Origin of the sequence: Sphingobium sp. (genome assembly GCF_041987595.1) — a bacterium.
GTDB lineage: Bacteria > Pseudomonadota > Alphaproteobacteria > Sphingomonadales > Sphingomonadaceae > Sphingobium.
In genome coordinates this window covers 36,792-62,901 of sequence record NZ_JBHIWJ010000015.1, presented here as the reverse complement: position 1 = coordinate 62,901, position 26,110 = coordinate 36,792, and the positions used below count along the sequence as shown (strand labels likewise).

Annotated in this window: 23 protein-coding genes; 10 read left to right on the top strand and 13 right to left on the bottom strand. The window is 62.6% G+C overall.

Annotated features, from left to right (window positions below):
- Positions 1-195 (bottom strand): hypothetical protein (locus ACFC3J_RS06315; protein WP_375195352.1); only part of this gene is annotated, 195 nt, incomplete at its 3' end.
- 107 nt (positions 196-302) lie between these two features.
- Here ACFC3J_RS06315 and ACFC3J_RS06310 point away from each other — a divergent pair.
- From ACFC3J_RS06310 to ACFC3J_RS06290, 5 genes are read left to right on the top strand one after another with little or no spacing between them, the layout of a single operon-like run.
- Positions 303-764 (top strand): acyl-CoA dehydrogenase family protein, encoded by a 462-nt coding sequence (locus tag ACFC3J_RS06310; protein ID WP_375195351.1) that lies wholly within the window; start codon positions 303-305, stop codon positions 762-764.
- Positions 761-1,360 (top strand): acyl-CoA dehydrogenase family protein, encoded by a 600-nt coding sequence (locus tag ACFC3J_RS06305; protein ID WP_375195350.1) that lies wholly within the window; start codon positions 761-763, stop codon positions 1,358-1,360. The genes ACFC3J_RS06310 and ACFC3J_RS06305 overlap by 4 nt, the downstream gene beginning before the upstream one ends.
- Positions 1,357-2,529, top strand: a complete 1,173-nt coding sequence (locus ACFC3J_RS06300) for an acyl-CoA dehydrogenase family protein (RefSeq protein ID WP_375195349.1) — start codon at positions 1,357-1,359, stop codon at positions 2,527-2,529. The genes ACFC3J_RS06305 and ACFC3J_RS06300 overlap by 4 nt, the downstream gene beginning before the upstream one ends.
- On the top strand, positions 2,526-2,966 hold the full coding sequence (locus ACFC3J_RS06295; RefSeq protein ID WP_375195348.1) for a PaaI family thioesterase: 441 nt from the start codon (positions 2,526-2,528) through the stop codon (positions 2,964-2,966). The genes ACFC3J_RS06300 and ACFC3J_RS06295 overlap by 4 nt, the downstream gene beginning before the upstream one ends.
- A complete protein-coding gene (locus ACFC3J_RS06290; protein ID WP_375195347.1) occupies positions 2,963-3,340 on the top strand; it encodes a PaaI family thioesterase in 378 nt (125 codons plus the stop codon). The genes ACFC3J_RS06295 and ACFC3J_RS06290 overlap by 4 nt, the downstream gene beginning before the upstream one ends.
- On the opposite strand, the gene ACFC3J_RS06285 is transcribed toward ACFC3J_RS06290, so the two are convergent.
- The 8 genes from ACFC3J_RS06285 to ACFC3J_RS06250 all read right to left on the bottom strand — a co-directional run bounded on the left by ACFC3J_RS06285 (position 3,326) and on the right by ACFC3J_RS06250 (position 12,618).
- Complete coding sequence (locus ACFC3J_RS06285; RefSeq protein WP_375195346.1) at positions 3,326-4,420, bottom strand: AraC family transcriptional regulator ligand-binding domain-containing protein; 1,095 nt, start codon at positions 4,418-4,420, stop codon at positions 3,326-3,328. The genes ACFC3J_RS06290 and ACFC3J_RS06285 overlap by 15 nt on opposite strands.
- A gap of 54 nt (positions 4,421-4,474) precedes the next feature.
- Complete coding sequence (locus ACFC3J_RS06280; protein ID WP_375195345.1) at positions 4,475-5,539, bottom strand: tetratricopeptide repeat protein; 1,065 nt, start codon at positions 5,537-5,539, stop codon at positions 4,475-4,477.
- A gap of 138 nt (positions 5,540-5,677) precedes the next feature.
- Complete coding sequence (locus ACFC3J_RS06275; protein WP_375195344.1) at positions 5,678-7,387, bottom strand: von Willebrand factor type A domain-containing protein; 1,710 nt, start codon at positions 7,385-7,387, stop codon at positions 5,678-5,680.
- A gap of 97 nt (positions 7,388-7,484) precedes the next feature.
- Complete coding sequence (locus tag ACFC3J_RS06270) at positions 7,485-8,018, bottom strand: RNA polymerase sigma factor (protein WP_375195343.1); 534 nt, start codon at positions 8,016-8,018, stop codon at positions 7,485-7,487.
- A 156-nt stretch (positions 8,019-8,174) separates the two neighbouring features.
- Positions 8,175-10,187: an ATP-binding protein gene (locus tag ACFC3J_RS06265; RefSeq protein ID WP_375195342.1), complete on the bottom strand. Its 2,013-nt coding sequence runs from the start codon at positions 10,185-10,187 to the stop codon at positions 8,175-8,177.
- Positions 10,184-11,674: an ATPase domain-containing protein gene (locus tag ACFC3J_RS06260; protein ID WP_375195341.1), complete on the bottom strand. Its 1,491-nt coding sequence runs from the start codon at positions 11,672-11,674 to the stop codon at positions 10,184-10,186. Before ACFC3J_RS06260 ends, ACFC3J_RS06265 begins: the two co-directional genes overlap by 4 nt.
- Positions 11,675-11,761: 87 nt before the next feature.
- Positions 11,762-11,959 carry a hypothetical protein gene (locus ACFC3J_RS06255; protein ID WP_375195340.1) on the bottom strand — a complete coding sequence of 66 codons (198 nt, stop codon included), beginning with the start codon at positions 11,957-11,959 and terminating at the stop codon, positions 11,762-11,764.
- 59 nt (positions 11,960-12,018) lie between these two features.
- A complete protein-coding gene (locus ACFC3J_RS06250) occupies positions 12,019-12,618 on the bottom strand; it encodes a Crp/Fnr family transcriptional regulator (protein ID WP_375195339.1) in 600 nt (199 codons plus the stop codon).
- Between ACFC3J_RS06250 and ACFC3J_RS06245 the strand changes: the two genes are divergently transcribed.
- From ACFC3J_RS06245 to ACFC3J_RS06225, 5 genes are all read left to right on the top strand, one after another.
- Positions 12,607-12,978, top strand: a complete 372-nt coding sequence (locus ACFC3J_RS06245; RefSeq protein WP_375195338.1) for a hypothetical protein — start codon at positions 12,607-12,609, stop codon at positions 12,976-12,978. The two genes, ACFC3J_RS06250 and ACFC3J_RS06245, sit on opposite strands and share 12 nt — an antisense overlap.
- A complete protein-coding gene (locus tag ACFC3J_RS06240) occupies positions 12,978-13,469 on the top strand; it encodes an Lrp/AsnC family transcriptional regulator (RefSeq protein WP_375195337.1) in 492 nt (163 codons plus the stop codon). Before ACFC3J_RS06245 ends, ACFC3J_RS06240 begins: the two co-directional genes overlap by 1 nt.
- A gap of 320 nt (positions 13,470-13,789) precedes the next feature.
- Entirely contained in the window at positions 13,790-16,684 is a 2,895-nt protein-coding gene (locus tag ACFC3J_RS06235) for a TonB-dependent receptor domain-containing protein (RefSeq protein ID WP_375195336.1), read from the top strand.
- 29 nt (positions 16,685-16,713) lie between these two features.
- Positions 16,714-18,288, top strand: coding sequence for an amidohydrolase (locus tag ACFC3J_RS06230; RefSeq protein ID WP_375195335.1), 1,575 nt, complete (start codon positions 16,714-16,716; stop codon positions 18,286-18,288).
- Between the two features lie 81 nt (positions 18,289-18,369).
- Positions 18,370-19,905, top strand: a complete 1,536-nt coding sequence (locus ACFC3J_RS06225; protein WP_375195355.1) for an amidohydrolase — start codon at positions 18,370-18,372, stop codon at positions 19,903-19,905.
- A gap of 4 nt (positions 19,906-19,909) precedes the next feature.
- On the opposite strand, the gene ACFC3J_RS06220 is transcribed toward ACFC3J_RS06225, so the two are convergent.
- From ACFC3J_RS06220 to ACFC3J_RS06205, 4 genes are read right to left on the bottom strand one after another with little or no spacing between them, the layout of a single operon-like run.
- Complete coding sequence (locus ACFC3J_RS06220) at positions 19,910-20,758, bottom strand: metallophosphoesterase (protein ID WP_375195334.1); 849 nt, start codon at positions 20,756-20,758, stop codon at positions 19,910-19,912.
- A gap of 7 nt (positions 20,759-20,765) precedes the next feature.
- Entirely contained in the window at positions 20,766-22,583 is a 1,818-nt protein-coding gene (locus tag ACFC3J_RS06215; RefSeq protein ID WP_375195333.1) for a cytochrome c3 family protein, read from the bottom strand.
- 4 nt (positions 22,584-22,587) lie between these two features.
- Positions 22,588-23,469 (bottom strand): hypothetical protein, encoded by an 882-nt coding sequence (locus tag ACFC3J_RS06210; RefSeq protein WP_375195332.1) that lies wholly within the window; start codon positions 23,467-23,469, stop codon positions 22,588-22,590.
- The gene (locus ACFC3J_RS06205; RefSeq protein ID WP_375195331.1) at positions 23,469-25,994 is read right to left on the bottom strand and encodes a cyclic nucleotide-binding domain-containing protein; all 2,526 of its coding nucleotides are present in this window, start codon (positions 25,992-25,994) and stop codon (positions 23,469-23,471) included. The genes ACFC3J_RS06210 and ACFC3J_RS06205 overlap by 1 nt, the downstream gene beginning before the upstream one ends.
- Between the last annotated feature and the right edge of the window lie 116 nt (positions 25,995-26,110).

Sequence of the window (26,110 nt, the reverse complement as noted above, 5' to 3'; positions counted from 1 at the left end):
CATCAAATATAATCCGCGCGTCGTGCGGATTACCGAAACGCCCAGAAGCGGAGAAGCCTGATCGCGGGCGCCTTTTTCGGGAATGACCGTCCCGCGCCCGGCGGTGCTTTCTTGTAAATGCGGAAAAATATAAATATTAAAATCCGCATATAGTGGATTGAAACGCGCCGTTTCAGGGTATAGCGTGATTTTCATCGGCATAATTGCCGCAAGAAGATTCGCTGGATGATCTGGAACGGCGTGGAGGCGGGTTGGCCCGGTCTGCCGCGCGGGGTCGCGACGGCATGTTGGGGACTTGGCTGATGGAATTCGCATTTAACGACGACCAGCAGATGATCGCGGAGACGGCACATGCCTTCTTCGCCGAGAATGCGACGAGCGAGCGCACACGCCGCGCCATGGCCGGGGACGGCATCGATCGTGAGCTATGGGCGACTTTCTGCCAGGAACTGGCCTTGTCGGGCATCGGCTTGCCCGAAAACAGCGGCGGCGCCGGGCTGGGCCTTGTCGAACTGGCCATCGTGGCGGAAGCGGCGGGTGCGCAGGTGGCCGCTTTACCGATGCTGGGCAGTCTGGCGCAGGCGGCGCAGGCCATCGCCGCAGGAGGCGATGCGCATCAGCGTGCGGAATGGCTGCCTGCGCTGATCGCGGGCGGAAAAATCGCAGGCTATTTCCATGATGCGGCGCTTGCGGCAGATGGCGACAGGCTGACTGGCGGATCGCGCTTCGTGCCGCATGGCGCTTTGGCTGACCTTTTGTCGTGACGGATACGCAGCGCATGTGGATCGTCCGGGCGGACGCGCCGGGCGTCACCGTGACGCGGCAGACGACCATGGACCAGACCCGTCCTCTCGCGCATGTCGTGCTGGACGGCGCTCAGGGCGAACCCTTGCCTGACGCCCCGGCCGCGCTTGCGGCCGCCCACCGCGCCGCCTTCATCACGGTTGCAGCCGAAGCGCTGGGCGGCGCGCAGGCCTGTCTCGATCGCACCGTCGCCTATGCCAGGGAGCGCGTGCAGTTCGGCCGCCCCATCGGGTCATTTCAGGCCTATAAGCACCGCCTGGCCGACATGATGATCGAAATCGAACAGGCCCGCTCCGCCGTCTATTGGGCCGCCTGCGCTGTGGACGAGCAGTCGGATGAGGCCGCCATGGCGGTCCATGCCGCCAAGAGCTTCGCCGCCGACACCTTCTTTCGCTGCGCGGGGGACATGATCCAGCTGCATGGCGGCATCGGCTTTACCTGGGAACATGACGCCCATCTCTATTTCAAGCGCGCCCGCGCGCTTCAGACGATGCTTGGCAGCGGCAACTGGCACCGCGAACAAATTGCCATGATGATTTTGGGAGAGGCAGCATGAAGCTCGGTTTTTCCGCTGAGGACGAACTGTTCCGGCAGGAATGCGCGGATTGGCTGAACGGCCAGATGGCGGGCGAATTTCGCGACATCAAGGGCGTCGCCAAGCTGACCGGCAGCCCCGAGCGCCGCAAGGAATGGGAACAGCAACTCGCCGCGCACCGCTGGTCCTGCATCGGCTGGCCGTCGCAATGGGGCGGGCGCGACGCGACGCTGGCGCAGCAGGTGATCTTTGCCGAGGAATATGCGCGTGCCGGTGTTCCGGGCCGGGTCAACCATATCGGCATCGAACTGGCCGGGCCGACCATCCTGACCTTCGGCACGGAGGAGCAGAAGCAGCGTTTCCTGCCCGGTATCGCCGCCGGCACGACGATTTTCTGCCAGGGCTTTTCCGAACCCAATGCCGGATCGGATCTGGCCAGCGTGCGCACGAAGGCCCGGCTGGAGGACGGCGAATGGGTGGTCAACGGCCAGAAGATCTGGACCAGCCTTGCGCATATCTCCGACTGGATCTTCGTCGTGACCCGCACCGAGGAAGGATCGCAGGGACCCAGGGGGCTGACCTTTCTGATGATGCCGATCGACCAGCCCGGCATCGAAATCCGCGGCATCAAGCAGATCAACGGCGATGCCGAATTCAACGAAACCTTCTTCACCGATGCGCGCTGCCCGGAAGACAGCCTGATCGGCGGCGTGGGCGATGGCTGGCGGATCGCCATGGGGTTGCTCGCTTTCGAGCGCGGCGTATCGACGCTGGGCCAGCAGATGGGCTTCCGCAACGAGCTGGACGAGATCATCGCAGCGGCCCGGGCCAATGGCGCGGCGAACGACCCGCTGATCCGCCAGCGTCTGGCGAAGGCGGAAATCGGCCTGCGCCTGATGCGCTACGGTGCGATGCGCATGCTGTCGCAGACAGACCATTCGCGGATCGACGGCGCGGCGCTGACCTACAAGATCCAGTGGGCGAGCTGGCGGCGAAATCTGGGCGAGCTGGCGATGGACGTGCTGGGGCAGGGGGGTGAAATCACCGATCATCCGGATTATGAGTGGGACATGCTGCCCAATCTCTTTCTCTTCTCCCGCGCCGATACCATCTATGGCGGCACCAATCAGATCCAGCGCAACCTGATCGCCGAGCGCGGTCTGGGCATGCCCCGCGAACCCAGGGGGTGAACGCGGCGATGGATGGCGGCGATGATCCTTTCGAGCGGCTGAAAAATCTGCCGCCACGCGGGCATCACGCCATGCTTGGGATTCACAATGTGGCCGACGGGGCGGACTGGGTGGAACTGGCCATCCCCTTCAACCCCGATTTCTTCATCGATGCGGAGCGCGAGCTGGTATCGTCCGGTCCCATCGTATCGCTGATCGATGCGGCGGCGGGGGCGGCGATCATCGCCCGGACCCGGCAATGGCGGCCGATGGCGACGCTGGATCTGCGCGTCGATTATCTGCGCGGCGCCAAGGCGGGACGGGCCTTGCACGCCCGAGCCACCTGCTATCATCTGACCTCCAAAGTGGCCTTCACCCGCTGCGACGTGCATGATGGCGATCCGGCCGATCCGATCGCCTTCGCTACCGCCAGCTTCTTCTTCACGGCCGATCCATGATCGACACCACCCCCTATGGCCGGATGCTCGGCATCAGGAAGATCGAAACTGCGCAGGGGACTTCCGCCCTCATGCTGCCCGCAGCCCCCGAACTGGAGGGGCGGCCCGGATTCCTCTATGGCGGCGTGATCGCCAGTCTGCTGGAGCTGGCCTGCCTTGCCGCCCTGTCGCGGGAATTGGGGGACGTCCAGCGGCGGCCCAAGCCGATCAACCTGTCGCTCGACTTTCTGCGGGGCGGGCTGATGGTCGACACGTTCGCGGAGGCCCGGATCATCCGCCTTGGCAAGCGCGTCGCCAATGCCGATGCGATTTGCTGGCAGGCCGACCGCGAAAAGCCGATAGCATCCGGACGGGTTCACCTATTGCTCGACTGAGCCTTCGCCGGAGATGTACCGCTCCCGCCAGCGGGAAGGGGACAGCCCTGTCCATTGCAGGAAGGCGCGGCGGAAGGCGCCGGTATCGCTGAATTGCGCTCGTCGCCCGACTTCGGTGATCGTCAGGCGCGGGTCAGCCAGCAACTGGCTGGCGAGATCGCGGCGGGCCAGCGTCTTGAGCTGCACCAGCGACGTATTTTCGTCGGCCAGCCGGCGCTTGAGCGTCGCCACGCTGATGCTGAACTGCTGCGAGAGTTGGGCAGCGGTGGCGGGCGGTTCCCCACCTGCCAACATGGTCGCGAACAGGTGGGATATGCGCTCCGACAGGGGGGCGTCCATGGATTGCGGCTGTTCGACGTCAAAGGGAAAGCGTTCGAGCAGATGTTCCAGCTCATAGGGGCTGCGCAGCACCGGCCGGTCGAGATAGGCGGCGGGAAAGCGGAAACTGTTTTCCGGCGCGCCATGCTGCACGGGGTGCGGCATCAGATAGGAGATGGTGCGCTCGTCCAGCAGGGGCGGATAGCGCATGGCCGCGCCCAGCAGCATGATATCCTCCCCGATCAGCCAGCCGAACAGGCGGTAATAGGTGGACAGGCCGGTCAGGTCCGATACATAGGCGCAGGCGTTCCGCACCTTGCGCACGGTCGCCATGTCGAGCCGGGCGACGCCCTCTTCGACCTTCAGCCGCAACCGCCCTGTCCGCGCCCCGACCAGCGCGGAAAAGGCATCCGTCCGCTCGATCGCGTCGCGCAGCGTGCGGCAGGTGATGAGGCAATGGCACATCAGGTCGAACCCCGCCTTGGTCAGCGGTTCGCGCCCCTCCTGTCCCGCTGCCTGTTCGTCGAGCGCCCAGGTGCAATGGGCATAGAGGCGGGTGAAATCGCCATGCGACAATCCCCGTCGCAACGTCCCGCCCTCGGCCAAGGCGGGCACCAGATGGGGAAGGCCGGCCTGCCGCAGCAATGTCGCCGGATCGCCGCCATATTCGCTGACCAGCCGCAGCAGGTCCCGCGCGATGGCCACCGAAACGCGGGGCGGGACGGGGCGCGTCAGATGCTTGGTGTTGAGCGATTTTGCCATGGCATTTCGGCTAATCGGTCATTTTGCCCACGGCGTCCATAGCGCAAAGATGGTTCAGGGCTCGTAACGGCTGTCGAGCTGCGCGGCACGGTCGCGGTCCGCATCTGCCCTCCCGTCATCGCCCCGCTGCTTTTGCAGCAGGCTGCGATGATAATAGCCGCGCGCGGCATTGGGGGCGTAATGTACTGCCCTGTCCAGGTCGGCCAGGGCGCGGTCATCGTCGCCCTGGGCCTGATAGGCAAGGCCACGATTGAGATAGGCCTCGGCTGATTTCGGCGCGACTTCAACGGCCTTGTCGAAGGCCGCGATCGCACCGCCCCAATCGCCTTGCCACGCATGCACAAGGCCGTCGGCCATATGCGCATTGACGCTGGCCCTGTCGCCTCTGGCATGGGGATCGATCAGTTTCTTGCAGAGCGCCACATCGCGTTTCGGGTCCTGGACCGTGCAGGCGTTCCAGTCGCCTCGGCCCCTTAAAAGCGTCGGATCGATCCGCGCGCTCGTCACCACGATTTCGCGGGCATCTTCGCTCTCGCCCGCCATGCGCGACCGCTTGGCTGCGATGCCAGCATTGGCGGCCATGGCCGGAGCAGGGGGCGGGGGCGCAGCGGCGGGCGGGGCGGTCATGGCATGTTCGACGGGCGGAGGAGGGGCAGGCTCGCTGGCCTTCTGCGCGGGCGGTGGGGGCGGGGGACTGGAAGCAGGAGCCTGCGCGATCGCCGGGGGCGCGGAGACGGCCTGCTGCGGGGATCGTTCCGCCTCGACCGTCGGGGGTTCCTGCTGGACGTCCACGGGCGGAGCGGGGACTGCCATCACATCGGCCTGCGGGCGGCTTCCCGGCGGATTGGCGATGCTCCGCAAGGGCAGCGAAGCCTCCCGTCGCGGCATTTCCATCCATGTGACGGGCGCCACGATCAGCGCCAGCAGGGACAGCGCCAATGCAGTCCCCAGATAGTGCCGTTGCATCACCGGGCGCCATCTGCGCGGCGCCGCGATGTGCGCGGCGTGCGGCTCTCCGTCGAACCGCGCAAGCGCCGCTTCGATCGCCGCTTCCCGCCGTGCCGGAGCGGGCGGCGGCGGATCGGGCAGGGACAGGCCCAAATCGTCCTTGCCCGCCATCTAAGGCTTCCGGTCGGAAAAGATGGGGAGAGGAAGCGGACGCATCGGGATCTTATGGGGCAAAAGGCAATGGTTCGAAAGAGGTCTGTTCGTCCGTGGCGGACGGGCTGCGACCATCCCGCCACGGCTTTTCTTCGGTTAGAGCGGCTGCATCGACGATGCCGTCCGGGCGGCGCGGACAAGCTGGATGAACTCGCCGCGATAGCCATATTCGTCCGTCCCGCGCGCGCCCGCGGCGATGCGCAGCACATCGTCATAGCTCATCGATCCGCCATAGCGGCCGCCGCGCAGCAATTCGGCAAAGGCCGCCACGCCGGTCGCGAAGCGGGCATCCTGCGGCGCATTTTCGAAGCGGGCCACCTCCACCGCGCGGTTGATCGGCGTGGTGATCAGGCGGCTCTGGTCGGACTTGGGCGCCTTGTAGCGGATCTTGACGAAGCCATATTCGCCTGCGGTTGCGACGGCTGCGGGCCTGGGTGCGCCATAGCGCAGATCGGACATGGCGCGAGGGCCGCCGACCGGCACGATTTCATAGAGGGCGGTCACCGTCTGGCCGGAACCGACATCGCCCGCATCGACCTTGTCATTGTCGAAATCCTCGCGATTGAGCATTCGGGTTTCATAGCCGATCAGGCGATATTCAGCGACGGCGGCGGGGTTGAATTCGACCTGGATCTTCACATCCCTGGCGATCGGAAACAGGGTGGAGCCAGCCTCTTCCACCAGCGTCTTTCGCGCTTCGTTGATCGTGTCGATATAGGCGGCGGCGCCATTGCCGTTCTGCGCCAGCGTCTGCATCAACGCATCATTGTAATTGCCCATGCCGAAACCCAGGACGGAGAGGAAAATGCCCTTGCCCCGTTCCCGTTCGACAAAGCCCTTGAGTTCATCGCTGTTGGTGATGCCGACGTTGAAGTCCCCGTCGGTCGCCAGCATCACGCGATTGACCCCCTGCGGATCCAGATTGGCGGCGGCCAGCGCATAGGCCTGCCGGATGCCTTCCGCGCCCGCCGTGCTGCCGCCCGCGCCGAGCCGCTCGATGACGCTCAAAATCTTCTGCTTCTGACTGGCGGGCGTGGGTTCGAGCGCCGTGCCCGCGCTGCCCGCATAGGTGACGATGGCGACATGGTCATTGGCGTCCAGCTGGTTCACCAGCATGGCGAGCGACTGCTTCACCAGCGGCAGCTTGTTGGGTTCGTTCATCGACCCCGACGTGTCGATCAGAAAGACCAGATTGGCGCGGGGGCGGGCGGCGCGCTGGATCGTGAAGCCGCGAATACCGATGCGGACGAGCTTGCGGCCGGCCGTCCATGGGCTGGGGAACACCGCTATATGAGTGGTGAAGGGTTGGGCGATGCTGCGCGGGGCGGCATAGTCATAGGGGAAATAGTTGATCATCTCCTCGGGCCGGACGGCGGCCGGTTGGGGCAGCACATTGCGATTGAGCGACGCCCGGACAAAGGCATAGGAGGCCGTGTCGACATCGATGGAGAAAGTGGAAACCGGCTGCTCCCTGACGATCTGGAAGCGGTTCTCCTCCTTGTTGGCGAATTTGTCGCGGCCCACGTCATGATAATAGGGCGGCCAGGGCCGCCGCTCGGCGGCAATGATGGACGGCGGCGGCGGAGCGGGCATCGCATAGGCGGGTGCGGCCGGTTCGGCGTAGAACCGCGCGCCGTTCGCGGCTTTGCGCGTGCGGACGTCCTGACTGTCCGCACGCTGGCTGGTGACGACGATCTCCTGCGCGGGCGCATTGGCGGTCGCCATCTCTTGCGTGGCCTGCCCAGCGCAGCCGGCCAGGGCCATGCTCATCAGCCCGGCGGCGATGAAAGGAAGGAAGCGAGGCATAAAAGTCTCCCTATGATGCGACGGTCCGGATCGTCCGTCATTCACTGGGACGCGGCTCGAACGGAAAAGCTTGGGAGGGTCGCGAAATATTTTTAGATCATCCTTCGGCCGAGAGGATGCGACGGATTTCATGCATCCGCCATGCGACGGTGGATTCGCTGACGCCCAGTAAAATGGCAGCCTCGGCATGGGAGAGCTGTTGGCCGACGACCAGGATGGCGGCATCGCGATAGGCCGGTTTCAGTCGCGCAATGGCGCTTTTCAGCCAGATGGCGTCGTGCAGGTCGCGGCCGTCGGGCCGGGGCGTCAATCCGGCAATCACACCCAGCCGCTCGACAAAGCCAGAGAAAGTCCGCTTGCGGCGGCGCAGGTCGCGGCAGGCATTATAGACGATGCCGCAGAGCCAGGTGGTGAACCGGGCCTCCCCGCGAAAGCCGCCGATCTTTTCGACCAGCGCGCAGCATACGTCCTGCGCGATATCGTCGGCGTCCGCGCGCGAGCCGGTCAACTGCCAGGCGAGACCGTGGATTCGGTCATAATGGCGCCGGAGCAAGACCTCCAACGCCTTGCGGTCGCCTGCCTTGGCGGCGGCGACGAGGGCGCTGTCCGGGCTTTGGACGAGATCATCCATGGCTCAGACAGGTCCGCCGGCAACGGAACAAGGCCGCTTTGCGCTCCAGTCGATGCGGACCACCCCCAACATTCCGGCAGAGCTAGCAAACATGGCGCCCATGTGCCACTCGCTCCGCGCAGGATGGTCAGCGGCTTGCGTTTCTCCTCCTCGCGCTCAAAGCGCGGCGAGGCTTTTGGCAAGGTCGATCTGTTTGAACGGCTTGGTCAGCCTTGGCAGGTCCGCCGGAATGCCCGCATTTTCGGCATAGCCCGATATCAGCAGCGTCCGGATTTCCGGTTTCAGCCGCTTGGCCTGCTCGATGAGATCAGTGCCGGTGGTTCCGGGCATGAGATGGTCGGTCACCAGCACATCGACCTTCGGCTCGACCCTGATGATGGCCAGGGCGCGCTCGGCCGAACTGGCCTCCAGCACATTATAGCCCAGTTCGCGCAGCATGTGGACCGTGCTGGCCCGGACCAGATCTTCGTCATCGACCACCAGCGCCGTGCCATGATCGAGCGTGATTGGCACCGCATCCGTGCCCGCCGCGATCTGTCCCGCTTCGCTTTCGCTTGTGGGCAGCCAGAGCGTGATCGTCGTGCCTTCGCCGACCGTGCTTTCGATCGTCAGTCCACCACCCAACTGGGCAGCGAGTCCATGGACCATCGAAAGTCCCAGACCCGTTCCCTGGCCCACCCCCTTGGTCGTGAAAAAGGGTTCGATCGCCTGCCTGATCGTCTCCTTGTCCATGCCGATGCCCGTATCGGCGATCGACAGCCTGATATATTGCCCCGGCTTGAGCTGCCGGTCATCATTCTGCCTCACCATTTCGCAGGCGACGCAAATCTTCAGCGAACCGCCGTCCGGCATGGCATCACGCGCGTTCACCGCCAGATTGAGCAGGGCCATTTCCATCTGATTGGCATCGGCCCTGCCAGCAGGCAGGCCGTCGGCAATCGTCAGTTCGACCTGCACACGCGGCCCTACGGTGCTGACGATAAGTTCGCGCATATCTTCCACAAGTGATCCGATGTCGATCGCCGTCGCCTGAAGCGGTTGTCGCCTCGCAAAGGCCAGCAGACGCTGCACCAATGTCTTGGCCCTGTCGGCAGACTGCATCGCGCCTTCGATGAGGCGCCGTTCCCGTTCGGTTCCCAGACCACGCCGATGTAAAAGATCGAGGCTGCCGACGATCGGTGTCAGCAGATTGTTGAAATCATGGGCAACGCCGCCCGTAAGCTGACCCATGGACTCCAGTTTTTGCGACTGGCGCAAGGCCTCCTGCGCCAGTTCCAGTTCCCGCGATCGCTGTTGAACCCGTTCCTCCAGCGTTTCATTGAGCCGCCGCAACCTGTCCTCGCTCTGACGCAGGGCTGCTTCCATCCGGCGCCGTCCGGTGATGTCATTGAACAGCACCGCGACCTGACGTGCGGCAGGATCACCCACGCGAAAGGCGTAAACCTCATACCAGTAGCCACCCAGAGCGGCGGCCTGATCTTCGAACCGGATAGCCTCGCCGGTCATGGCCACGCGGCCGTAGATATCAAACCAATGCTGTTCATGTGCGGGTACGATGGAACGGATGGTCTTGCCGACGGCATCATTCAGTCCCGTCTGCTGTGCGAAGGCCGGATTGGCTTCAAGGAAAAGATAATCGATCGGTCGGCCGCCCTCATCGAAAATCATCTCGATGATGCAAAATCCGGCCTCGATCGATTCGAACAGCGAGCGGTATTTCTCCGCGCCCCGATGCAGTTCCTCCAGCCTTGAACGTGCCTCATATTGTCGCCGCCTGCCGCGCAGGGCCGACTGGGCTAGGCTGATGAGCGTTGTGGGGTGGAAAGGGCGTTCGAGAAAGGTAACGTTCCCCAGCGTCTCCAGATAGCGGGATGCCGCCGGGTTGCGTTCCAGACCGCCTCCGCGCCGGGTCAGCAGAACGAAGGGAAAATCCGACCATTCCGGCTGGTTCGAAAGCCACTGCGCAAGCGGATGCAAATCGCGATTGTGCAGTGCCTCCTCCGTCACGACCGCAAAGCCCGCCCCATCATCGATACCGCTCAACAGCGCCGGAATATCGCGGCAGATGAGGGATCGCAGTCCGGCCTCTGCCAGCATAGCGGCCGCAATATCCGCATCACGTCCTGTCGGCGCAAGGATCAGCGCCCGTTCGGAAAGGTGCGGGATCACGCTTTGTCATCTTCGAGCAATGCAGGGGCGCTGCCAACGAAGTTGGGAACGCCGCGCAGCACGCCCTGGAAACCGGCAAGCGGTTCGCCCAGCCGGATGCCGTAATGACCGATGCGGAATTCGCGGATCGTGTCTTCATGCATTCCGGTGCGCTTTTTGATGATCGAAATGGCGCGCCGGACCCGGCCCAGCGCTTCGAAATAGCGCAGGAGGATAACCGTATCCGCAAGATAGGTGAGGTCCACGGGCGTCTTCATGTCACCCACCAGCCCGTGCTGGGCTACGGTCAGGAATGTGGTGGCGCCTTGCCGGTTAAGATATTGCAGCAGCTCATGCATGTGCAGCACCAGCGCATTTTCTTCGGGCATGGCCGATTGATAACCGTTCAGGCTGTCGATGACGACCGTCCGGACCTCATGACGTTCGACGCAATTGCGCACGCGCTGGGAAAACTCCCCCGGCGACAATTCGGCCGCGTCGACCTGCTCGACCACCAGCTTTCCCGCATCCGACATGGCCTGCATGTCGATGCCAAGTCCCTTGGCGCGATTGAACAACAGACCGATTTCCTCATCAAAGACGAACATCGCCGCCTTTTCGCCGCGCGCGACGGCCGCGAATATGAAGGTCAACGCCAACAGCGATTTGCCGGTGCCCGCCGGTCCCAGGACGAGTACGCTTGAACCGCGCTCGATGCCGCCGCCCAGCAGCGCATCCAACTCAGCGGACTCGCTTTTGACGACTTCGCGTTTGAAGTCGGATTTATGTTCGGCGGAAACCAGCCGGGGAAATATGCGAACGCCGCCCGTATCGATCACAAAGTCGTGAAATCCGCCGCGGAAACGGCGGCCGCGATATTTGATCACGCGCAGCCGGCGGCGTTCCGGCCCATAGCCGGGGGAAAGCTCCTCAAGGCGAATGACCCCATGGGCGACGCTGTGAACCGTCTTGTCCGCGACCTCCGCGGTCAGATCGTCCAGCATCAGCACCGTAGTCTTCTGCGTAGAGAAGAAATGCTTGAGCGCCAGTATCTGACGCCGGTAGCGCAATGAACTCTGGGCCAGAAGCCGAATTTCCGACAGGCTGTCCAGCACGACCCGATCGGGCTTCACCCTCTCGAACGCTTCGAAGATTCTGCGCGTGGTTTCCCCCAGTTCCAGATCGGAGGAATAAAGCAGGCTTTGCTGTTGCTGCTCGTCCAGCAGGCTTTCGGGCGGGACGAGTTCGAACAGGTCGATGCCGGCCAGGTTCCAGCCATGGGATTGCGCACTTTCACGCAGTTCGTCTTCGGTTTCGGACAGGGTGATGTAGAGGCATCGTTCGCCCTGCGCTGCACCTTCAATCAGGAACTGCGTCGCCACCGTCGTCTTCCCGGTGCCCGGACTTCCTTCGAGCAGGAAGACCCGCCCCCGAGTAAGCCCGCCCGCAAGAACATCGTCCAGACCATCGACGCCGGCAAGTGCTTGTTCGGTCGAATAAGTCGGCACGTCATTCTCCTCTCATGGTACGAACGGGGCGATTTACCATGGGAGAGGGGCAGCCAAAAGCAGTGTCAGACTGACTTCGATCAAGGATCATCGGGCGCCGGGCGGCATGCCCTGATGCTGATTTATCTGCGAACGGGCGTCTGCGGCTGCGCGCAAAAGGGAATAGGCGGTCTTTTCCGCAGCATCCGGCGTCATGCTGATGGCTACCCCGTCCGGTCCATCCAGCATGACCTGCCCCTCTTCGGCATAGGCATCTCCCGCTTCGTCAAACACGCCTTTGGGCATAAGTATTTTTTCTCCTCTTGCCGGTACAAGGACGCGCTATCTTCGATGAGGTTCCCCGGTCATTGATCGATGAAGAGATAGGAGGGGTCAAACTCGCTCAGACGACGCAGGGCGGCCAGATCATGGATCGTCACCTTTCCGCGTTGCACCTGCAACAGCTTTCTCTCCCGCAATTCCCTCAACATGCGGTTGATGTGCACGGAGGTCATGCCGCAGGCTTCACCCAGATCCGCCTGGGTCAGGGGGAAATGATAATGATGGCCGTCGCTCAGACCCACGGCCCGCAATTTCGCTTCGATCTCGCAGAAAAAATGCCCCACTCGCGCAACGGCATCGAGACGGCCGAGACGGAATATCCACTCCCGGTGCATGGCCGCGTCCAGAAGCGTGCTGAACCAAAGCAATTTCGTCAGATTGGGTCGTTCCTTCACCAGCCTGTCCAGCGCCTGATGAGGAACCAGCGCGATCTTGCACGCACCCAGAGTCGCCACGTCGTGGTCAAGCCGACCGAGCGGATAGCCATGAAGATCGACGAAATCTCCTGCCACATGGACCGCCACCAACTGGCGAATGCCGTTGCGATCGTCCATGTAACGGCAGATGAAGCCCTCCATCAAATAGGTGCTCATGCTGATCGGCGCACCGGCATGCGCGATCATCTGCCGGGCAGGCGTTTTCCGGACGTCACTGACGCTCTCTTCGAGCGTGGCAAGGTCGGCGTCGGACAATTGCTCGCGGCGGCGTTGACGAAGGAAGTCGGCAAAGATCATCAGCTTGCTCACCTCCACCACATGGCAAGCTTATGGAAGCTAGCCCGCAATACCGTCCTGTTGCCGGGCTTATCAGCAGTCCGCGACCACGGCCAGACACTTCTTGCCTTCTTTCAACCCGATCATCTCCTGCAAATGCGGCGGGATGAATGGCGGATCGCGCTGCGCGATCCGTTGGGCGTTTTGATCCATTCGGAAGATCGCCGGATCAGCTTTGATGTTTTTCAACAGGATGGAGGTTTTTCTTGATGGATTCCGACCCTCATCAACTGGATCGGACTGACCTGCGCCTGTTGCGGGAAATCGTCGAGGATGGCCGCATTTCCGATGTGGCGCTGGGCGAAAAGGTGCATTTGTCGAGCACGGCCGCCGCCCGCCGCCGCAAGATGCTGGAAGAGCGGGGCATGGTTCCCCGCTATGCCGCCAGTCCCGACCTGATGCGTCTTGGCTATGGGATCGTCGTCCATGTGTCGATCGAACTGGTTTCGCAGACCGAGCAGGTGCTGACCGAGTTTGAGCAGGCCGTCGTCAGATGCCCGTCGATGAGCTATTGCAGCTTTGTTTCCGGCGACACGGACTTCATGATGACCGTCCACGTCCGATCCTTCGATGACTATGACCGGGTCTATCGGAAGGAATTGTCCATCCTTCCTCATGTGGCGAAAATCCGCAGCAGCTTCGTCATGCGGCCGGTAGCGCAGCGAACCGTGCCGCCGGTGCTGTTCGAGGGACTGAAATGAAGGAAACGAATCGCGATGCCGATGGAGCAGCGATGCGCAGGATTCCGGTCCCGAAATGGAGATCCGCGCAGATATCCTCCAATATGAAGCTCTTTCCGTGCCGAGTTTCGTGGGAAGCGGCAGCGTCAACTGTGTAACATCGCATGCAGAGGGTAGGTGAGGCACCCGGAAAGCCGGGGCCGCATACAGGGTAAGTTTCGGGATAAGGACCGCTTTTCGCCGGCATCCGGCGATACCGTGCCGTTGAAGCGCGAACCCTGACTCACGCCCGGAGAGGATGGCGGACGGACCGAGAAGAACGCGCAAACAGGGGACATAAGATGAAGGTTGCAGTTCCGGGAGAAGCAAGTCGCCGTTACAAACAGCGCCGGAGCAGGCTGCTCGCCACGGCCGGCGGTGTTCTGCTGGGGCTTTCGGTCACCGCCGCTGCCGCGCAGGAAGCGGCGGGCGTTCCGCAGCAGGACAGCGGATCCGGCGAAATTGTCGTGACCGGCACCCGCATCGTGCGCGACGGCTATAGCGCGCCAACGCCGGTAGCGGTGATGAGCAGGGCCGACATCGCCGCCCAGGCGCCCGCCAATATCTCGGATTTCGTAAATCAGCTTCCTTCCATTGCCGGCAGCGGCACATCGGGCACGGCATCGGGCGGCCTTTCCAACGCGGCGGCGGGGATCAACTCGATCAGTTTGCGCGGCCTTGGCGTCGGCCGCACGCTCGTTCTGCTGGACGGCCAGCGTTCCGTGGCATCGACCGTGGGCGGCGTAGTCGATATCAACACCATTCCTCAGGATCTGGTCGAACGGGTCGAAGTCGTTACAGGCGGCGCTTCGGCAGCCTATGGCTCCGACGCCGTTGGCGGCGTCGTCAACTTCGTACTCGACAAGGATTATAAGGGTTTTCGCGTCGGGCTGGATCAAGGTATCACCACTTACGGCGACGGCCGGAATTACAAGATCACCGCCAGCGCGGGCCTGTCTCTTCTCGACGACCGGCTGCACATGCTGTTCAACGGCGAATATTTTCATCAGAATGGCGTGGACACGATCGACCGCGACTGGAACGACAGCGGCTATTTCATGATCAACAATCCCGCCTATGACGGGGCGAACGGTCAGCCGCAGCGTCTCGTTGGGTCAGGTTTCGGGCCTTCGGGCTACACGGCCGGCGGGCTGATCGGTTCCGGACCGCTCAGGGGCACCTATTTTCTGGGGGCGGGGCAGACCGGCCAGCTCACTTATGGATCGACGCTCAGCCCATGGATGATCGGCGGCGACACGGATGTGACGCTGGCGGGGCATCTGGGCAGCAACTCGCTGATCCCGCATGATGAGCGGCTGAGCTTCTTCAACCGGACGGCCTTCGATCTGACACCGGATATTACGGTCTTCGGCCAATTTTCCTATAATCGCTCGACCAGCCTCAGCTATTATCAGCAGACGCCCAGCACCGGCGTCGTCATTCAACGCGACAATGCCTATCTCCAGACCTATTATCCCCAGGTTGCAGCGCAGATGGCGACGCAGGGACTGAGCTCTTTCACCATGGGAACCAGCAATGCAGGATTCCCGGTGCCAGGCAGCAATATCAAGCGCGAAGTCTATCGCTTCGTCGGTGGTGCGGAGGGCAAATTCGGCCTGTTCGACCGCAATTGGGAATGGAATGCCTATTATCAGCATGGCGTGACCAAGGCGCATGAGGAACTGATCAACACCTGGAACAATGGCCGCATGGCGATGGCTCAGGATGCCGTGTTCGCGCCCGACGGCAGTATCGTTTGCCGCTCGACCCTTGCCAGCCCCGGCAATGGCTGCGTGCCCATCAACCGGCTTGGGACATCGGGGCCGTCGCAGGCCGCGCTGGATTATATTTACGGTGATGAGCAGCCCCAACGCGACCAGACCATCAGGCAGAATGTCGCCGCCGCAAGCATCAGCGGCGAAGTGTTCGACCTGCCCGGAGGCTCCGCCGCGGTCGCCTTCGGCGCGGAATGGCGCAAGGAACAGATCAGCGGCAAGGTCGATCCACAGTTCAACTCCGGCTGGCTTTACGGCAATTTTCTGGTCAACCGCGGCGAATATAATGTGAAGGAAGCCTTTCTTGAGGTCGACCTGCCGGTGGTAAAGGGCCTCAACGTCAATGCGGCAGGCCGTTTCACCGATTATTCCACGTCCGGTTCGGTGCAGACATGGAAGGTCGGCGCGACATTCCAGCCGATCCCCGACATCCGGTTTCGCGGCAACATCAGTCATGACATCCGGGCGCCCAATCTTCAGGAACTGTTCGCGGCCGGGACTGCACGCACCAACACTGTCATCATCCCGTCCGGCGCCAATGCCCCTGCCACCGGATCGCTCCAGTTCGTGCAGAACCAGATCGGCAACCCCAATCTGAAGCCCGAAGTGGCCGATAGCTGGACGTTGGGCACGGTGCTGACTCCCGGCTTCCTGCCGGGCTTTACCGCATCCTTCGATTATTATTCGATCAAAATCGACAAGGCCATCGGCAATGTCACCGCTCAGGACACAGTGGATCTTTGCTATGCAGATGGCGTGTCATCCTATTGCAGTAACATCATCTTCAACGGGAACACGCTGACCAGCATCGTCCTCCAGCCGATCAATTTTGCCAAGCAGACTGCCAAGGGCTTTGACATAGAGGCAAGCTACCGCCTGCCACTGTCGAATATCGCTGATAATCTGCCGGGGACTTTCTCGATCCATGGTGCGCTGACGCATTATATCAAGAATGTCATCGACAACGGCATCAGCTTCCCGATCGATTATGCCGGAGTGAATGGCGGATCGCTTGCAGGCACCTATTCCTCGCCAAGCTGGGTCTATCGCATCAGCGCCTTCTACGAAGCCGATCCCGTCACCTTCAATCTGGTGGCGCGGGGATTCAGCGACGGTGTCTATGGCAATGACTATATTGAATGTACGACCAATTGCCCGGCATCGACGACGCAATATCGGACGATCAATAATAATCATATCGACGGCGCCACCTATTTCGACGCCTCGGTCGGCTTCAAATTCAATGCTTATGGCGGCAAGGGTACGCTGACCTTCATCGTCAACAACCTGTTCAACAAGGACCCGGTGCTGATCGGCAATGGTCCAGACGGCAACAACGTGCCAGCCTATGCCCAAACCAGCCGAAGCCTCTACGATGTGATTGGCCGCGTCTTCCGCGTCTCCGCGAAGATGCAATTCTGAAAACCCCGAAAGAAGGACTTATGACCGCCATGAAGAAAGTCGCAGCCGCCCTTGCTCTTGCCTCCACCCTGCTCACGCCGGTCGCTCAGGCGGCAGCGCCCAAGGCAATGAAGACCGCCGCAGCCGCCGCAGTCGATGCGCAGGCCAAACAGGTCCAGGTGATGGTCGATCAGGTCTTCAGCTATGCCGAGCCGGGCTTTCAGGAGGTGAAGACGTCCGAATATCTGACGAAGATACTGGAAGAGAATGGTTTTACCGTGAATCGCGGGGTGGCGGGCATCCCGACCGCCTTCACCGCAAGCTGGGGCAGCGGTGGCCCGCTGATCGCCCTGGGGAGTGACATCGACGATGTTCTGGGCGTGTCGCAAATTCCCGGCATTCCGAATATCAAGCCGCTGCTGGAAGGCGCGCCGGGCCATGGCGAGGGGCATAATGCCGGTATGCCGCTGGTCATCGCTGCCGCCATTGCGGTCAAACAGGTGATGGAAAAGAACAGGATTCCTGGCCGCCTGATGCTCTGGCCGGGCGTGGCGGAAGAATTGCTGGCGACCAAGGCCTATTATGTCCGCGACGGGCTGTTCAAGGATGTCGATGCCTGCATTTTCACTCATGTCAGCAGCGACTTTTCAACCGGCTATGGCGAAATGGGCAATAATGGCATGGTGTCGGTGGAATATACCTTCCACGGCAAGACCGCCCATGCCGGCGGCATGCCGTGGGAAGGGCGCAGCGCGCTGGATGGCGTGGAACTGATGGATGTGGCATGGAACTTCCGGCGCGAACATCTTCCGCTGACGCAACGCTCGCACTCGGTCATCACCAATGGCGGCGGCCAGCCCAATGTAGTGCCCGACACGGCATCGGTCTGGTATTATTTCCGCGAGCGCAGCTTCAAGTCGATCCGTGACCTTTACGGCACCGGCAATGAGATTGCGGATGCCGCCGCCAAAGCGACCGGCACGACGGTCACGAAACAGATATTGGGCTATGCTGCACCGAATTTCGGCAACAAGCCGATGGCCGAGGCAGCCTATGCCAATATCGTCGCCGTCGGCATGCCAAAATGGAGCGCTGATGATCAGGCCTTTGCCAAGGCAGTGCAGGAAACCAACAAGCGCAAGGTCGAGCCGCTGAAGGACAAGGTCGCCGAACTGTCGACGCCGGAGAACCGCAAGCCTTCCATGGGCGGCGGGTCGGACGATATCGGCGACATCATGTGGACGGTGCCGACCATCACCATTCGCTTCCCCTCCAACATTCCCAATATGATCGGCCATAACGTCACTTCCGCCATCGCCATGGCGACGCCGATCGCCCACAAGGGCGCGGTGGCCGGGGCAAAGGCGCTGGCGATGACGGTGCTGGATCTGATGACCACGCCAAAGCTGCTTGCCGACGCCAAGGCCTATTTCAAGGACGTGCAGCTCAAGACCGACAGCTATGATCCGGTCATAACCGCGTCGGACAGGCCCGCCATCTGGCTCAATGAAAAGACAATGACGCTGCTGCGGCCGCAGATGGAAAAATATTATTACGATCCGGCCAAATATCCGACCTATCTGGATCAGCTGGGCATCAAATATCCGACCGTCACGCCGCAATAAGCCGCTCTCCATCATCATAAAAGGATAAAGCCTTTGGGTCGCCCCCTTGTTCTCATCGCGGCATTGTTGTCGAGCGCCACGATGCCTTCCGTCGCTGTCGCGGCAACGCCCAAGGCCCTGAAGGCCGAGGCGGCCGCAGGCGTCGAGGCGCAAGCCAAACAGGTCCAGGTCATGGTGGATCAGGTTTTCAGCTTCGCCGAGCCGGGCTTTCAGGAAGTCCGCACCTCCGACTATCTGGCGAAGATATTGGAGCAGAACGGTTTCACCGTGACGCGCGGGGTGGCGGGCATTCCGACCGCCTTCACCGCGACCTGGGGCAGCGGCGGCCCGCTGATCGCGCTCGGCAGCGACATTGACGGACTGTTGGGCGTGTCGCAGACGCCGGGAACGGCCGCCGTCAAACCGATGATCGAAGGCGCGCCGGGGCATGGCGAGGGTCATAATAGCGGCATGCCAATGATGATCGCAGCGGCGATCGCGGTCAAACAGGTGATGGAGAAGAACCATATTCCCGGCCGCCTGATGCTCTGGCCCGGCGTGGCGGAGGAGTTGCTGGCGACCAAGGCCTTCTATGTGCGCTCGGGCATGTTCAGGGACGTCGATGCCTGCATTTTCGGCCATGTGAATACCGGCTTCGGCACGGCCTATGGCGACCTGGGCCTTAACGGAATGGTATCGGTCGAATATGCGTTCACCGGCAAGACCGCTCATGCAGGGGCCATGCCGTGGGAAGGCCGTAGCGCCCTGGATGCCGTCGAGTTCATGGATGTCGCCTGGAGTTTCCGCCGCGAACATCTGCCGCTCAGTCAACGGTCGCATGACGTCATCACCAATGGCGGCGGCCAGCCCAACGTCGTGCCGGACAAGGCGTCGGTCTGGTATTATTTCCGCGAAAGGGATTTCGCCTCCGTCCGCGCGCTGTTCGAAACGGGGAATGAGATTGCGGAGGCGGCCGCGCAGGCCACCGGCACCCAGGTTACGCGCCACCTGCTGGGCTATGCCGCGCCCAATTTCGGCAACAGGCCGATGGCTGAGGCCGCCCAGGCCAATATCGCCGCCGTCGGTATGCCCAAATGGACCGAGGCCGACCAGAGCTTTGCCCGGTCGGTGCAGCAGGCCAACAGGCTCAAGGTCCAGCCGCTGGGAACGACGGTGACGCCGCTATCCACCCCCGAAACGCGCGGATCGGCCAATTTCGGCGGATCGGACGATATTGGCGATGTGATGTGGGCGGTGCCGACCATCACCATCGGTTATCCGGCGAACATTCCCAATGTCATTTTCCATCACGCGACGGCGGCCATGGCGATGGCGACGCCCATCGCGCACAAGGGCACGGTCGCGGGAGCCAAAGCGGTGGCGATGACGGTGCTGGATCTGATGACCAGCCCGAAGCTGATGGCCGACGCCAAGGCCTATTTCCGCGACGTCCAGCTCAAGACGCAAAGCTACGATCCCGTCCTCAGCCCGACCGACCAGCCGGCCATCCACCTCAATGAAAAGGCGATGAAGCAGATGCGGCCGGCGCAGGAGAAATATTATTATGATCCGGCCAGATATGGCAGCTATCTCGAACAGCTCGGCATAGCCTGGCCGGGCACGGGCGCGCCGCAATAGCTTTTCAGGCAGGCCGCTCGTCGATCAACATGCGGACGAGCGGCTGCATCGTTGCATCGAACTTCGCCAGCATGACATGATCGTCCGCCGTTTCGAAATGCGTGATCAGGCCATGTTCGGTCCAGCGATGCAGCGCATAAGCGGGCGGATCGGCGACGATCATCGGGCGGTTGTCGGGCGTCTCCGGGTCCATCGGGCGTAGATCCAGTCCCAGTTGCGGCGCCGTGGAGGAGCAGATCGCAATCGTCGTGCCATGCCAGGGCGCGGTGACGGCGCGATGGATATGGCCGCACAGGATCGCTTCGATATTGGGCCGGTTCACAATGGTTGCGGCGAAACGCTGGACCCAGGGTTCTTCCGGATGGGTGTTCATCCAGTCGATGCCGACTTCGACCGGCGGATGGTGCATCACGATCAGCGTGGGCGTTGCGCTGTCCTCATCCAGCCGGTCGGCGAGCCAGGCCGCCCGACGCTCGCAAAAGGCGCCGCCGTGCCGCCCCGGTTCCAGAGTATCGAGCATGATGATGCGCTTTTCCGGCAGCGGAATGACATATTGAACGAAGCCTGCCTCCTGCGGGACGTGCGGAAAATGGATCGCGAAATTGGCGCGGTCGTCATGATTGCCCATGCAGGGCCAGACGGGGAAATCGCATTGACTGAATGCATTGGCCAGCCGCCGGTAGCTGTCCGCGTCGCCATGGTCGGTGAGGTCTCCGGTCGCCAGCAGCAGATCGGGGCGGTTCGGGCCGTCGTTCAGCGCGCGCAGCACCTGATCCAGCCGCTTGCGGTTGAACTCGGCGGGATTGTCCGGATCGAAGCCCAGATGAATGTCCGTGACCTGTGCGATCAACATGGCCTCATTACCCCTTATTTTTTTCCCTTATATTTCTTGGCCGGTCTGCATCGTCCCTTTTGACGCCGCGGGCCGTGGGTGTCCACGGCGCGCCGTCGTCGACATGATAGCTGTGGCAAATAGCGCAGCCCGACGGCACGGCAGCCTTCGATTTCTCACCGCCATGGCAGGTGCGGCAACTGTCAATGCCGGGTAGCAGCAACTCTTTCGCATCGCGCGATTTGAGCGCGGCATGACAGCTCTCGCATTTTTCGGTGCGGTGTGCGGCATGGTCGAACCAGCCGTTCATCATGTAGCGCATCGACTGATGGACCGGCAGTACCTGCCAGTTCGCATTGCCGCCGGCGCCCGGCGGCGTGACCGTATGACAGTCATAGCAGGCGCCGCCCTTGGAGAAGACCGCGCGAATGGCATCGTCAGCGCGTGATGGACGCGCCGCCACCGCGCCGAAATAGGCATGGTAGACTTGCCCCTGCGCATAGTCGCCTGGCCGCCGTCGCGCCATGGCGCTGAGGGCCGAAGGCCGGGCCGGGTCGGTCGAGCGATAATAAGCGCGCAGGTCCGCAATTACCTGATCGGGTTGGCCGTGACGGAGCGTTCTGACCGTGCCGCCGATCGTTTCGAAGGCGAGACTATGGCACATCTGACAGTCGCGCTCCATCTGCACGGGCTGGAAACGCACGCCGTCCGCCGTCGGCTTGTGGCAATCCTTGCAGGCAAGCGCATCCCCAAAGCCATATTGCGCCTTCATCGTCCGCGCCATTCTCGCGACGCCGCCGGTCGCGGACAGGTGGAGATCGTGCGGGAATTTGAGGCCGCTATCGTCCTTCGGCCCGGCGCTCAGGGATGCGCGGATAAAGCGCGGATATTTGCCGGGCATGGTCTGGACCAGCGGCATGAACTCGGGATGGCTGCTGCCAAAATCGCCTGCATTGCCGAGCTTCGTGTCCTGGAGCCGATCCTTCAGCGTGCCGTGGCAATCGGTGCAGAAGGCCTGCGGGGTAGGCTGCATGGGTCCAGCGCCTTCATGCTCGCGGTGGCAGTCTACGCAGGCGCCTTCAGGCGGCTTGCCGAATGCGGCGGCGATACGGCCAAGAAACTGGCCGCCAAGTCCCGGTTCTGCCCGCGCCATGGCGATGCGGGCGGCAGGGGCATGGTCATGAACGTCCTTGTGACAGGTCTGGCAGGCGGAATCCCGGACCGACACGAAGGCCTTCTGGTGACAGCTTTCGCAGCGGCCTTCAAGCGCGTGATGCGCCTGGCTCAAGGGACCGGACGACCATGCTTTGTCGCCCACCATCCTGTAGATGTTCCGGCTGTCGTTCGGCGGGCGGCTGGCGTAGCTCCAGATGGGTATCGCAAGGAAGCCGATCAGGATCGCAAGCGCCATGGCCCACGCGGTCAACCGCTTGCCGGGAAGCAGGCCGCGGAGGGAAAAAACCTTGATCTCCTCCATTTCTTCCGAAGCCTGCGACACCGCGTCGACGCGCCGGATCGAGAGGATGACGGCGCCATCCTCATCGCGGGAAACCGTGACACGGTGACCGCCGAAGCGCAGTTCCGCGCCCTTGGCGGTGTCGATTTCGGCGTGCAGAACGGTGCGGCCATCAAGGCCAAAGCCAAGCGTGCCGGTGGCGCGGACGCGAATGATGCGCTCGTCGATCCGCTCGATCCGGGCATGATCCGGCTCCAGAGCGAGATCGGACAGGTGGATGTCATTTTCCGCAGCCCGCCCGAGCGAGAGCTGCGGCTTTTCCAGCGTGGCGGCGCGGACGATCTCGCGGCCATCGGCGGTGAGGCTGATCTGACGGACAAGGAAGCTCATGCGCTCACCAATAGAAGAAGACGCTGACGATATGCGCGGTCAGCGCGGCCAGCAGGGCAAAGGTGGCGGGCACATGGACGTAGAGCCAGATTTCCAGCAACGCCTTGAGCTTGAGGTGTCGGCGTAAACGCGCCAACATCGCCTGCTTGCGCTCGAGCAGGGCGTCGATCCTTTCCAGCGGATCGTTTCCGGTGTCGGGCTGGTCCGCGGTCCACTGACGCAGCGCTCCCTGCGCCCTTGCCGTGGCGCAGCGCAGGTAGCGGCCTGACAGGCGATTGAGCAGGCTGCCGCCAAATGGGTCCTGCTCCAGCGACTGGCGGACCAGAGCCGCCCTGTCGTGCGGCAGGGGTTGAGCGGCGTCATGCAGTTGCCGGTCGATGGCGCGCACGGCGTCCAGCATCTGCAGCTGCGTCATTTCGGCGCGGTTGTTGCTGAGGGCGGCGGGCAGCGTTGCATACACGGCGATGCCGAACATGCCCGACAGGATCACCAGCATCATCAGCGCGTAGGCCAGCGTATGGACGTTCCAGCCAAGCTGAAATCCGGTGTGCAACGTGGCGATTACGATCAGACTGAGGCCTAGATAGACATGAGCCGAGGTCCAGGCCTTGAGCGACCAGCGCCCTCGCGTCATGGCCCGCTTGCGCAGGCCCAGCAGCGTCAGCCACAGGATCAGCAGCACGCCGATCGTGCCCATGGTATAGCCATACCAGCTGCCGCCATTATGATGCGGCGTGACGTCGATCAACATGTAGCTCGCAATCGACAGCACGCAGATCAACGTGGCGATCTTCAGCCAGCGGAAACCGGCATGACGCAGAAATCCGTCATGCAGCACTTCGCCCCTGACGCGGCGGTTGCGGGAGGGGGCTGCTCTGGTCGCCATCAATTCGCCTCCCGGTCGAGGCGGGCGACGGTCAGGAAATCCTCCGGCGCTACGCGGATGGCGGCGCCGGTCGGGCAGGCGCGCACGCAAGCCGGGCCGCCCTCAATGCCGGAGCACATGTCGCATTTGATCGCCTTTTTGGGTTTTTCGATGCCGGGTTCGGCATTTTTGTAGCGCCATTTCTTCGACGGTTCGCCCGGTCCCGGTCCCGCGCCGAAAAACATCCAGCTGAGCAGCCCCGGCTTCTTTGGCGGCACGCTGTCCATCCGGATCACGCCATAGGGGCAGTTGCGCTGGCAGTTCCCGCAGCCAATGCAGGTCTCATCGATGAACACTTCGCCATCGGGGCCGCGATGGATGGCGTTGGGCGGGCAGTCGGCCATGCAGTGCGGATGCTCGCAATGGCGGCAGCTGGTCGGCACGTGGAGATGGGCGTAGGTCCGTCCGGCTTCCCGGTCGAGGCGGGAGAGACCATCATGGCTGTCCGCGCAGGCCTTTTCGCAGTTGTCGCATCCCACGCAGAGATGCTCGTCGATCAGCAGCACGTCGGTCGCTTCGCCAATGCCGTTGTCGACCAGGAATTTGGCCGTTTCCGAATACATGTCGACGACGGTGGAAAAGCTGTCCTTGCGGCTTTCGATGAAGGCGTTGACGTCCTGCCGCGCGGCCATGTCACGGCGGGCGCGCTCCAGCAGGGCGGGCTTGGCCTCCATCAGCCGGGCGAAGGCGTCCCCCCGCAATTTGATGACTTCGGATTTGACCGTCGCCTTGACCGTTGCGGTGCGCGGGCCGCCCGCGATCAACGCCATTTCGCCGACATAGCTGCCTGCTGGAAGATAGGAGAGGAAGACGTTCTTTCCGCCGATCTTCTTCTCCACGATCATAGATCCGACACGGATCACATAGATGTCGTTGCCATGATCGCCTTCGGCAATGATAGGCTCGCCCGCCTTGACGGTCTGGATTTCCGCCGTGTCCAGCACGTCGGCCAAGTCCGCGCCGGTCAACCCCGCGCCGAACAGTTGCAGCAATTGCCGCTCGGTCGAGATGCGGGTGATGGCCCGCTTGGCTGGCGGGTTGGAGGACATGAGCTTGAGCGCCGCCGTGCGCGACACCTCCACCATGATCGAGTCCGCGCCCGCCCGCACCGTCGCCCCGCGGCGGCGGCCGGAGATGAGGCCGACCTCTCCGAAGATCGAACCCTGATCGATGAGGACATCCGCGCCGGGGCCGACTTCGACCAATGCCTGTCCCCGCGCCACGCCGAAAAGCGAGGAACCCGGATCATATTTTTCGAAGATCACCTCGTCCTTGCGATAGGCGCGCACTTCGCTGTCCAGCATGAATTCGCGCATCTGGAGCGGCGAAAGGCCTTCGAGGATCGAGACGTTGGCGCGCAGATACTCCAGCCAGTCGGCAACGCTTCTCTTCTCCGGCAGGCCTGCGAATTTGGCCGCGAGGATCGGTTCGTCGGCTGGTTTCAGGTCGCGATTGCCGTTGATATATTCAACGACGTCATAGCCCTGATTCATGCAGTGCTTGATCAGCGGATAGCCCGCCAGCGCGCCGATCACGAATATGCCGGGCGCCGTGCTTTCGAACACCGGGGACAGTTTGGGAAAGGCGAGGCGATCGCCGCTGGTGAACTCTATCCCGCAGCTTTCGACGAAGGCGCGCGGCGGCGCGGAGCCCATGCGGGCGATGATCCGGTCGCATTTCTGCTTCACCTCGCCATCGCGGCCGTCGAGCGTGATGAAGCCCGGCTCGATCTTCGCCGTGGTCGTCTCGGTCATGATGGTGAGGCGGCCTGCCTCCGCCGCCGCCATCAGCGCCTTGACGTTCGCGGCCTTGGCGCTCGCAAATTCGGTCGATCGGTTGAGGATGGTGACGGCATTGCCCTGCGCCTCGTCGGCGGCGAGGCCCAGCGCATTTTCGATGCCCGCATCGCCCGTGCCGACGACGAAGATATGCTCGTCATTATAGGCGGCCGGGTCGTCCAGCTGATATTGCACATGGGGCAGGTCCGCGCCCGCAACGCGCATCAGATTGGGATTGCCCTGCGTCCCGATGGCCATGATGACGGCGTCGGCAATCACCTCCCGCCCGTCGCTCAGCGTCAGACGATAGGGCGGGGCCAGACGCTGGATTTCCTTCGTTTCGCTGGAGCCGTCGCGTTTGCGCTCGACGATTTTCTGGACGCTGCCGGATATGGGATCGCCCGTGCCCGCGATCGCCGTCACCTCCGCATTATAGGCGACATTGACGCCCTGCTGCGCCGCCTGCGCGTTCCAGCGGTCGAGAATCGATTCGCGCTTCCCCGCCTCGAAATCGCAATCGGACCGCAGCACGAGCTGGCTGGGCGTCGCCATCACATGCTTGCCCTTCTGATATTTGAAGATGGTGTCGGACAGATGGTCCGTCTTCTCTATCAGCAGGTGCGAAAGCCCCAGTTGCGCGGCGCGCGCGGCCGCACTCAGTCCCGCCGGTCCCGATCCGACGATCGCGATGCGCACGCGCTCAGACACTCGATAACCCCCTGAAAATACCCCATGCTCCGGATCTTTTATCGACCGGATGCCTGTCCCCGGCGGCACTCTATCATTTCCGCAGCGTCACGCTAGAGAGGAGTTGCATTGGCACA